This window comes from Mesorhizobium sp. M0051 (assembly GCF_040323235.1).
Classification (GTDB): Bacteria; Pseudomonadota; Alphaproteobacteria; order Rhizobiales; family Rhizobiaceae; genus Mesorhizobium.
This window is the reverse complement of sequence record NZ_JAMYUT010000039.1, coordinates 47,518-57,233: the sequence shown is the minus strand read 5'-3', so window position 1 is coordinate 57,233 and position 9,716 is coordinate 47,518. Positions and strand designations below refer to the sequence as shown.

Below are 9,716 nucleotides of genomic sequence, written 5' to 3'. Positions count from 1 at the left end.
GCGCCGGCGCGCTCGACATCGCCTTCAAGCGCATGGGCGACATGGTGCTGGAGGACATGGACCTGATCGACCGCGGCCTGCCGCCGCTGCGCTCCAAGCGCGCCGAGCGTGAGACGGTTTCGCGCATGCGCTCCAAGCCGGCCGACAGGAATTGAAAGGGATTCAGTCACTTTCCGGTCGGCCGCGTTAGCGTTCGGCAACCGGATCGCCTGCCATCGCTCAGGAACTCCTCCAATCGAATTCCAGGCGCCCCTAACAATGGCCGACGCAAGCGGACAGCTCGCGGAACCTCTGTCGAGACAGCTGGTTCAGATGGCGCTGGAGCATTGCGCGTCCCTTGAGCAAATGTGGCGGATCCCTCCGCCAATCGTCGCCCACCCCTCCTGAGAATACATGCAGCGTTTCTAATGACTCGCTAACCCATTGTCGAAAGCGTACAATGGTGTTGTCGCCAGCTACTAAACGGGCACTGGCGCTTGAGAGTGTCGATCGCGCTCCCGCCCCTGCGGGAGCTGCACATTGAACTACGAACTTCCAAAAACAACTGCCACCGGCCAGGCGCTGGTTAGCGAGATCTCCTCAAGATTCCGAAATGAACTGTTGCGGAGGATGACCGCCGAAGACCTTGCGCTGCTTGAGCCGAGTTTGCGCCGGGTAGTCCTGCCGCTGAGAATGTCTCTCGTGGTGCCCGACGTGCCTATTGAAGCCGTTTATTTCATCGAGCGCGGAATTGCGTCGGTTATCGCGCGCACGTCCACAGGATACGAGGCCGAGATCGGTTTCATCGGCTATGAGGGGATGGCTGGATATTCCCTGGTGATGGCCGACGACCGCGCACCGCAAGCCTGCTTCATGCAACTCGAAGGCGAAGCAATGCGCATCGACGCAGGCAGCTTCAATGCGGCTTTAACGACCAGTCCCACGTTGCGACTGTTCCTGTTGCGGTACGTAAATTGCTTACAGATCCAAACCGGATGTACTGCGCTTGTCAATGCGCGGCTGAAGTTGACGGGTCGCCTGGCTCGGTGGTTGCTGATGTGCGATGACCGCGTGGTGGGAGGGCAGTTTTCCATCACCCACGAATTCCTCGCCACGATGCTGGGCGTAAGGCGGCCAGGCGTGACCATCGCCCTCCAAGAATTGGAAGGTCTTGCTCTGATCCGGTCGCGCCGGGGAGAGGTCGTCATACTGGACCGTCCTGGACTGATCGCGCTGGCCAGTGGCGGATATGGCGAGCCAGAAGCTGAATATGTCAGGCTTTTGGGAGGTTCGGAGGATTGAAGATCGAGACAGAGCCTGTTGCCCTTGATCGCGCAATGATATTTTTTTCTTACTAAGCGACTTGTCGCTGGAACATTTCCTCTCGGCCCGCATTTTGAGTGCCACCGAAGGAGGAGAGCTTCCTTGACCCGACTGCCTCAGGACAAAGAACGGATTGAACGTGCAACCCGCGAGGCGCAATCGATCATCGCCATCGAACGCCAGGCGCGTCAGGCAAAGACGGCCCGGCTGCGAGAACTGCGGCTTTCGTCGCAGGCTTTGACCGGGGCGGCAAAGCGCAAGCCGGGCATCCGAAAGGCGACAAGCAAAGCTATCGATGCGAGGTGAGCTTGTGCTCGACGCTGTTTCGAACACGCTGCCCTTTGCAAAGATCGCGGTGTCGTAAGGCTCGCTTTCAAATCCGGGCATCGAGGACGTGACCCTGGTCATCGGCGCGGGTCATTGGCGTGTTCGCCTGAAACTGTCGAGCAATTCGGTTTCAATCCTGCAGCCATTCTCGAAAAGAACAAAAACCGTGGCTGCCAGCTCCTGCACGTCCGGCTCCAGTGACATCCGGTCAAGTTTGCGTTCGAAGCAGACCTGATCGAAGACGCGTTGGCACAGCTGCAGGTCGGAAGGATGAAAGCAGGAATGGCGCTTGTTAAGGCTCGACATGAGAACCCCGCTCCGGGCAGCACCCCACCGCCAGACGTTGTGGGTCAAAAAGTTAATTTGGCTGCGGGGAGAGTCAATATTGGCGTGGTCACTGTATGGATCGTACAATTCTTCGGCCGGAAGACTGTGTCGTAGACCGACTTCTGAGGGTTCGCCAGGGGCGCCTTTGTCGTTAGCCGACGATTTTTATCGGCCTGCCCGTGATCCGCGCTGTCCGCCAATATGTCGGTTTCGTACCAAGCGGCGCTTGGTACGTTTCCGACACTAACGTTTGGGTCGATCTTTTCGTATGCGAGCGGCGTTAGGGGGCGCCGTGCACCGAATTCGTAGCCTTTTTTGTCCAGAGCCAGTACGCGATCGTCCGCACGTTTTTACAGGCGCGGAAGGTTGCGAGATCGGATGGCTCTTGCCCTGCATTGGGCTGCGCCATGACTAATTCCGATAGGCCGGACCTCGGCAAGAACCAGCAATACCGAAATGAGCTGTTGAGGCGGATGAGCGCGGATGACCTCGCGCTGCTCCAGCCGCATATGCAGCGCTGCGATTTGCCTTTGCGCAAGATGCTGGCGACTCCCAACGTTCCGATCGAGGCCGTCTACTTCATCGAACAGGGCATTGGCTCGGTGGTCGCCAGGACGACGAGCGGCCAGGAGGCCGAAGTGGGCTTCATCGGCTTCGAAGGCATGACAGGCACTTCACTGGTGATGGGCGATGACCGCTCCGCGCATGCCTGCTTCGTGCAGCTCGAAGGAGAAGCGATCCGCATCGAAGCCGGCCCTTTCAATGCGGCATTGACGGCAAGTGCGACCTTGCGCATGTTCCTGCTACGCTTCGTCAACACGCTCCAAACCCAGACCGGCTGCACGGCGCTCGTCAATGCACGGCTGAAGCTGGAGGAGCGGCTGGCGCGGTGGCTGCTCATGTGCGATGACCGGGTTCGCGGCGAACACCTTGTTATCACGCACGAATTCCTGGCCATCATGCTTGGCGTCAGGCGGCCAGGCGTAACCGTCGCCCTCCAGCTGCTCGAAGGTCGCGCGCTGATCCGGGCGCGCCGGGGCGAGATCATCATTCGCGACCGCGCCGGGCTGATCGAGCTCGCCAATGGCAGTTACGGCGACCCCGAGGCCGAATATGTCAGGCTGATCGGCGAGACCGGCGCAGCTTGACATATCAAGCTTCGTTGTCGGACTTTGGCGCCTGCAGTCTCTCGATAGGCGCCGCGCTACTGGTGCCGCGGTCGATATCGTCCGTCACCTGGATGACCAGCCGCAGCGACGGGTAAGATGGCATGCTGATCTGCTGCCAAAGCCCTTCGACGTCGTCTCTGTGCCCGGATGCTCGAAGATGAAGTGCTTGTCGAGAACGCCGCCTGGAACATCAGCCAGTCTCCATGCTGCTGGATGTCCTCAGGATCAGCACCCCTCTTTTCACCATGTTGCGCTGCGTTAGATTTGTTGCATTGCGATATCAGCCCGACCGACCGACACTGCCAAGGACTCGGGGCTGGGCTTGCACGAAGGATTTATCGTGGCGGCAGCGTTCCGGCCGGACATACAAGGATTGCGCGCGCTCGCCGTCGGCGGCGTCGTCGCCTATCATTTCGGCCTCACCGCGCTGCCCGGCGGCTTTGCCGGCGTCGATCTTCTTCGTGATTTCCGGCTGGCTGATATCAACCCACCTCATGCGGGAGATCGCCGAGAGCGGCCGGCTCGACCTCTGGCGCTTCTATGCCAGGCGCGCGCGGCGGCTCCTGCCGGCAGCCCTGTTCGTCATCCTGGCCACGCTTGCCGCCGGCTACTTCATCCTGGCGCCGCAAGAGCAGACGCTCTACTCGCGCGGCGCAATGTTTGCCTCCGCCTACACCATCAATTTGTGGCTGCTGCGCTGGTCGTTCGATTATTTCGCCGCCGATGCCGCCAGCAATCCGTTCATTCACTTCTGGTCGCTGTCGGTGGAGGAGCAGTTCTACCTGGCCTGGCCGGCACTGCTTCTGCTGGCCGCCTGGCTGCGTCCTGGCCGGCGAACGGCTGCCGCCGTAATCGGCGTCGCCAGCCTCGCCTCCTTGGCCGCCTGCTTGTGGCTGACCAGCGCAGCACCTGCCTGGGCCTTCTATTTCTCGCCGTTGCGCGCCTGGGAGTTCGCCGCCGGCGGCCTGGCGACGCTGGCCCCAGTGGCTTTCCTTCGGTGGCGTCCAGGGCTGCTCTCGGCATTGGGCTGGCTCGGCCTGGCGCTGATCGCGGCGGCCTATCTCTTGTTGAGCGAGAACCTGCCCTTCCCCGGCTGGCGTGCCCTGCTGCCGGTTGCCGGCACCGTGCTGGTGCTGCTGAGCGGCGCCAGCGCGGAACAGACCGGCAGGCCGGCCCAACAGCGCACCGGCTGGCAGGCTTTTGCACCGGCCACCGCTCTGTCGCTGCCGCCTTTGCAATGGATCGGCACGCTCTCCTATTCACTCTATCTCTGGCACTGGCCGGTCATCGTCTATGCCGGGATGCTGGTCCCGGACCTGTCCGTCCCGCAGCGACTGGGCTGCGGCGTGCTGGCGCTGTCGCTGTCGGTGTTCACCTATCACCTGATCGAGAACCCGGCCCGGCGTGGCGCTTGGCTGGCGGCGGGCGCCCGGGCGCTGATCCCGGCCGCTGCCCTGACCGGTGCCGGCGTGGCGGTCGCCTATGCCAATGCGCATCTGGCCGCGCGCAACATCGACACTGCGCAGCGCGGCATCGAGCAGGCCGCCGAAAAACCTTCCATCGTGCGCGCCACCGACAAGAGCTGCCTGCTGGACTTCCACACGGTGACGCCAAAACCTTGCGTGTTCGGCGCGGCGAACGCCGCCCACACCATCGTGCTGTTCGGCGATTCGCATGCCGATCACTGGTCGACGCCTCTGGTCGAAGCGGCGAAGCGCAACGACACCAAAGTGATCACCTATCTCAAATCCTCGTGCCGCGCCTCGCGGCTCTCCACCTTCAATGCCGTGCTGAAGCGCGACTACACCGAATGCGACGCTTGGCGCGAGCAGGCTATATCGGACATCATCCGCCGCAAGCCGCGCCTGGTCGTGATCTCCGAATTCTCGATCGGCAATTTGATCCGCGACATGCCCGCCGCCGGCCGCGCGGCCGAAATCGCGCGCTGGCAGGCCGGCCTGCGCTCGACCTTACAGGCGTTCAGCCAGGCAGGGGTCGAGACGGCTGTCATTCGCGACACGCCGATCAACGCCAGCTTCGCCGACTCCTGCGTGGCGCGCGCTTTATGGTGGCGCGAAGCACCATCGCCGCACTGCGACACGCCCAGGACAGAGGCCGCCAACGACAGCACCGCGGCCGCCGAGCGCGCCGTGGTGTACAGCGTGCCCGACACACGCTACATCGACCTCACCGACCGCTTCTGCGACCCGACCGCCTGCCATGTCGTCATATCAGGCCAACTCGCCTTTCGTGACAGGCATCACCTGGCAACGGCGTTTGCCGAGACGCTGGAAGGGCCGTTGGAGGGGGCGCTGTTCTAGGGGGTGAGACGAATCCATGGAACGCTGCCGCGTCTCGGGGGTTATATTAGGTCAACCTTGAAGAGGAGGCAGCTATGAAGAAGCTCCTGCTTGTTTCGGTTATCGCCATTGCTTCCGCGGCGGCGATGATCGCCCCCGCTGATGCCCGCAGTCATGTCTTTATCGGCATTGGCGCCGGCTACAACGACTATTACGGCAACGACTATTACGATGGTTATGGGGCCTATGGCGGCCGCTACGTCTACAGCCCGCGCTACGTCTACAGCCCCTATGACGACTACGACAACGGCTACAGGCCGCTTTATTTCCACCGGCACCACCGTTATTTCCACCGTTGCCACATCGAAGTGGTGAGGCACTGGCGCCACCATCACAGGATCATCGAAGAGATTCGCATCTGCCGATAACCCTGATGTTGACAGATCCGACCGGCATTGCCGGCCGGATCAGTGCGCCGTCTCTCAGCCCATCCGCCTCCCGATCATCATTCCATAATGCACCGCCAGTAAATCCAGCCCCACCTTCAACATCTTTGTCACCACATCCCTATCCTCCCCCGTCTGCTCGGCCACGCCCTTGATCGACCCGCCCGCGCAGCAGACTCGTCGCACCACGGCGGCCACTTCCCAATGGCCCAGCGCCCTGGTAGCGGCGGCGTGGGCGCGGCCTGCGTCCAGCACGCTATCGACGATTCCGCCGCCGTGGCGGCCGCCGTCGACGCGCTCGCTCCAGCGCATCGGCTTGACGCTGGCCTGCTGGCTGCAGCGAAAATCCTGACGGTAGCGCAGGCCGGCTTCGCGCTGCTGGCTCGACAGCGAGGTGATGCCCAGCAGCGGATCGATAGTGCCCACCCGCACGATGCCGCCGGTGGCGGTGAAGCCGTCGTTCGACACCTCGTAGACGCGGGCAGCCTCCCGCGTGCCGGCGGTCAGCCGCTTGCGGCCGAAGGCGTCGTCCTTCAGTGCGAAATCATGGCCGATCTCGCGCCGGATGCGCACCTGCTCGGCCTCGCCCTTCGGCAGTTTGGGCGCTTGGGGTTTGGCGGGTTTGGTTTTCCTGGGCATGGGTAGGGTCCTCGCTTGGGTGTGGGTGTGCGGGAGCTGGCATGGTGGCGATCCTTCGCGCCTCCTCTGGCGTGCCGGCCATCTCTCCCCACGCGGAAGGGGACTGGCAGCTTCGTCCTCGCCGCCTTTCCCACGACGCTGACGATTGGCGAGATCCGAGAAACGTTCGACTCATCGCAGCACCTGCCCAGCTGTGCCGGCATTCGGTGTGATGGAACCAGCGCGAATTTTCGACGTTATGCGGCGTCTACGGGAGACATGTCGATGACAGCTTTCGTGCCGATAACCCTGCGCTTTTGCGACAACAGAACCATGCTGGTCGGGTCGGTGGCCGAGGCAGCCGGGGCGCTCAAGCAGCAATGGCCCGACAAGACTTCGCCGGTCTATGTCGAGGCGGCCCGGCTGGTTGCGCTCGCCGTCGATGGTACCTGCAGCCAGCGCATCGCCTTCGAGGCTCTGACCAAGGCAGCCAGGCAACAGAACATATTGGTGGCCAAGCCGAAAAGCCGCGCCCGCGACTGGCTGGACGCGGTGGTCAGTCCCTGAAAGGCGCGCGCTGACCGGAGAATTGATGCAACCGCCCGCCCGCACGGCGCGTTTAGTGGAGCGGTAAGTGAAGCCGCGCGCAAAGCGAAGGTGAACGCCGTGGGTACCATGAAGACCGGAGTGCCGCTTAAGGTGCGAATGAACGGAGATATCGAAGAGATCGACAGCGTCAGCGAAGCCGCCGATTTTCTGCAGCGCTGGCCGCTTGAGCGGCGCGGCCATGTCTACCGCAGCGCGCTTAACGCCTGCAGTGCTGCAATCGCCGCGCAGATTTCTGAAGCCAATGCCATGAAAGTGTTCACCGGCTTTGCCCGGGTGGCCAATATTCTGGTGGCCGATGGCGGCTCGACCATGACGCCCGAGGCCAAAACCATGCAAAGCCACATGCCCAAGCAGGGCCGGCAGGCGCCGAAATAGAGCGAAGAGGCTTCTTTCTCCCCGTTTACGAGGAGAAGTGCCCGGCAGGGCAATGAGGGGCGGCGCTTCGGTCGGATGCTTGAAGTTCATATCTGCTTTCCACTTGAGTGCTGACCCTCATCCGCCTGCCGGCACCTTCGCCCCGCGAACGGGAAGAAGGGACGCTTTCTCTCACCCCGCCTCCACCGCGAAAACCCTGCGGCGGAAGCGCGTCTGGTGATAGGTGCAGTAGCTCTTCAGCGCACTGGTCCGCATGCCGCAGCACAGCATGTCGGCGCCTGGCCGGTCGCCGGGCGCATCCCCCTCTTCAGCAATGGAAATGTCGGTATCCTCTTCCACCGTCAGGTCCAGCGGCGCGCGGCAGCGGGAGAACAGGCAGTCGATGAAGCGCATCGCCACGCCATGCGGCTGGCGGCCCACGGGTGCAGGCGGCGGCACCGGCACGGTGAAACGATAGGTCTGGCCGTCGGCGATCAGCACATCCGCCTCGGGCACCACCAGGCGCGGCGGCAGCCAGCCAGGCGAAGTGTCGCGCGTGGCGGCCGCCTTACGCATGCCGGTCCCATTGGCGGCGTTCGCGGCGTCGACCGTGCCGGCGACCGGCCTGGAGCTCTCTTTGCCGTGCGTCGGCATTGTGCTCGCCAGCTTGCTTCCAGCGTGCTTGCCCACGGCCTGCTTGGCTCCGACCGGCAGCCCTTTGCCATTGCCAAAGCCGATCGCGCCCAGCATGGCGTTGCGGTGCACGATGCCGACAATGGCATCGCGCGATACCGCACTGCCGCAGCGCGCTGAAAGCGGCGGCGATCCTCGAAGCGGAAAGCCCGGCCTCCAGCCAGCGGGCAATCTCCTGCAATTCCGCCTCGGTGTAACTTGCCATTTCCAGACTCCATCCAAAGTTCTGCCTTCGGCCACGCGCCGCCAGGCAAGCGTCAGGGTTTGGGCCCATTGGGCCGCACTCAGGGTTGTGTGGTTCGACGCCCGGCTTGCGCCGCCGGCTCAGCCGGACCGGGTTCGCTGTCCGGCCGCTTCGACGAGGCGCGAAAGCCGGGCCTCCGCCGTCTTTCTGTCGGGGGCCGAAACCGCCCTGCCGATCGCCCTGTCGCAAAGGATGACGGTGCCGTCTTCGGTGCGGATGTAGGATCGGCCAGATGGACCCGAAGACATCGGGCCGGCGCCATGCCGGTCGAATTGGGGGCCGGAGCCGCGGGGAGCGGCGGCTCCGGCCGTTCCGGTCGCCGTTGACGGGCCGACCGGACCCGGGGCTGGTGCCTTGGAGCACCGGACCTCGGGCTTCGCCCCGGCCGGGGAGGAGGACGGCCGGAACGGAAGGGTGCCGGCGACAGTCGCCGGATGCGCCCCATGGGAGTCAGGCGCCTCGGCGCCATGAAAGCTGGACAGGTTTTGCATCACCAGATATAAGCATAACTCAAAACATAATGCAAGCCATTCTTTCATAGACGAGAGCCGCTTTCATCGCTCACATGGGTGTCATGGCTAAAACGGAATTGTCGATCAAGGTCGGGGCGGCTATCCGCAAGGCGCGCAAGCAGCGCGGCCTGGTCATGCGCCACATCGCCGAGCACAACGACACCGATGTCGCCGCCGTCGGCAACTGGGAAACCGGCCGCAACCTGCCCAAGACCGAGAACCTCTTGAAGACCGCCGCCTTCCTGCGCGTCGACCCGGTGGCACTGGGCCAAGGGCAGGTCGTCTTCCTCGACGATGCCGGCCCGGTCGCCGACGCCGAGATCGTCACCGATGCCGCCCCCCTGCCTGCCGGGTCGATGGATATCGAGGTGCTGGGCGCGGCCGTCGGCGGCGACGATGGCGATTTCACCTTCAACGGCGAGCCGGCGGGCTATGTCCAGCGCCCGCCGGGCGTCCGCAACGTGCCAAAAGTATTCGCGCTGCACGTGCTGAGCGATTCCATGGTGCCGCGCTACGAGCCCGGCGACCTGATCTATTGCGGCGGCCGCGACGCCGTGCCGGGCGACCACGTCGTGATCGAGACGTTTCCAGAAGAAAACGAGCGCAACGGCAAGGCCTTCATCAAGAAGCTGGTCAAGCGCACCGCAGCCGAGCTGGTCGTCGAGCAATACAATCCGCCGAAGACGCTAACCTTCGACCGCTACGCCATAAAACATGTCTGGCGCGTGATTCCGCTGAAGGAATTGCTGGGGTATTGAGGATTCATCGCGCCCAAGTGCCATCATTCCACTGGCCGCGGCTTGCGCAACAGCGTA

At 63.4% G+C, this 9,716-nt stretch carries 10 protein-coding genes and 2 pseudogenes; 9 read left to right on the top strand and 3 right to left on the bottom strand.

Annotated features, from left to right (window positions below; genetic code table 11):
- The 3 genes and pseudogenes from NKJ90_RS29470 to NKJ90_RS29460 form a co-directional block, all read left to right on the top strand.
- Positions 1–155: pseudogene (locus NKJ90_RS29470) on the top strand (hydroxyacid dehydrogenase); the annotation flags it as partial.
- Between the two features lie 454 nt (positions 156–609).
- A complete protein-coding gene (locus NKJ90_RS29465) occupies positions 610–1,281 on the top strand; it encodes a Crp/Fnr family transcriptional regulator (protein ID WP_023760075.1) in 672 nt (223 codons plus the stop codon).
- 123 nt (positions 1,282–1,404) lie between these two features.
- Positions 1,405–1,608, top strand: coding sequence for a hypothetical protein (locus tag NKJ90_RS29460; protein ID WP_023760074.1), 204 nt, complete (start codon positions 1,405–1,407; stop codon positions 1,606–1,608).
- Positions 1,609–1,719: 111 nt separating this feature from the next.
- Here NKJ90_RS29460 and NKJ90_RS29455 read toward each other — a convergent pair whose 3' ends face one another.
- Positions 1,720–2,043, bottom strand: a complete 324-nt coding sequence (locus NKJ90_RS29455) for a hypothetical protein (RefSeq protein ID WP_198032235.1) — start codon at positions 2,041–2,043, stop codon at positions 1,720–1,722.
- Between the two features lie 320 nt (positions 2,044–2,363).
- Between NKJ90_RS29455 and NKJ90_RS29450 the strand changes: the two genes are divergently transcribed.
- The 3 genes and pseudogenes from NKJ90_RS29450 (at position 2,364) to NKJ90_RS29440 (ending at position 5,853) form a co-directional block, all read left to right on the top strand.
- Positions 2,364–3,104, top strand: a complete 741-nt coding sequence (locus tag NKJ90_RS29450) for a Crp/Fnr family transcriptional regulator (RefSeq protein WP_023760072.1) — start codon at positions 2,364–2,366, stop codon at positions 3,102–3,104.
- Between the two features lie 361 nt (positions 3,105–3,465).
- Positions 3,466–5,446: pseudogene (locus NKJ90_RS29445) on the top strand (acyltransferase family protein).
- A gap of 74 nt (positions 5,447–5,520) precedes the next feature.
- Positions 5,521–5,853: a hypothetical protein gene (locus tag NKJ90_RS29440; RefSeq protein ID WP_023760069.1), complete on the top strand. Its 333-nt coding sequence runs from the start codon at positions 5,521–5,523 to the stop codon at positions 5,851–5,853.
- A gap of 54 nt (positions 5,854–5,907) precedes the next feature.
- Here NKJ90_RS29440 and NKJ90_RS29435 read toward each other — a convergent pair whose 3' ends face one another.
- Positions 5,908–6,510 carry a DUF6456 domain-containing protein gene (locus NKJ90_RS29435; RefSeq protein ID WP_023760068.1) on the bottom strand — a complete coding sequence of 201 codons (603 nt, stop codon included), beginning with the start codon at positions 6,508–6,510 and terminating at the stop codon, positions 5,908–5,910.
- Positions 6,511–6,774: 264 nt separating this feature from the next.
- Here NKJ90_RS29435 and NKJ90_RS29430 point away from each other — a divergent pair, with 264 nt between their 5' ends.
- Entirely contained in the window at positions 6,775–7,056 is a 282-nt protein-coding gene (locus NKJ90_RS29430; protein ID WP_031260436.1) for a DUF982 domain-containing protein, read from the top strand.
- A 108-nt stretch (positions 7,057–7,164) separates the two neighbouring features.
- A complete protein-coding gene (locus NKJ90_RS29425; protein WP_352487459.1) occupies positions 7,165–7,473 on the top strand; it encodes a DUF982 domain-containing protein in 309 nt (102 codons plus the stop codon).
- A gap of 171 nt (positions 7,474–7,644) precedes the next feature.
- Here the strand turns inward: NKJ90_RS29425 and NKJ90_RS29420 are convergent, their stop codons facing one another.
- A complete protein-coding gene (locus tag NKJ90_RS29420) occupies positions 7,645–8,316 on the bottom strand; it encodes a GcrA cell cycle regulator (RefSeq protein ID WP_352487458.1) in 672 nt (223 codons plus the stop codon).
- A 638-nt stretch (positions 8,317–8,954) separates the two neighbouring features.
- Here NKJ90_RS29420 and NKJ90_RS29415 point away from each other — a divergent pair.
- Positions 8,955–9,659: an XRE family transcriptional regulator gene (locus NKJ90_RS29415; protein WP_023760063.1), complete on the top strand. Its 705-nt coding sequence runs from the start codon at positions 8,955–8,957 to the stop codon at positions 9,657–9,659.
- Positions 9,660–9,716: the final 57 nt, after the last annotated feature.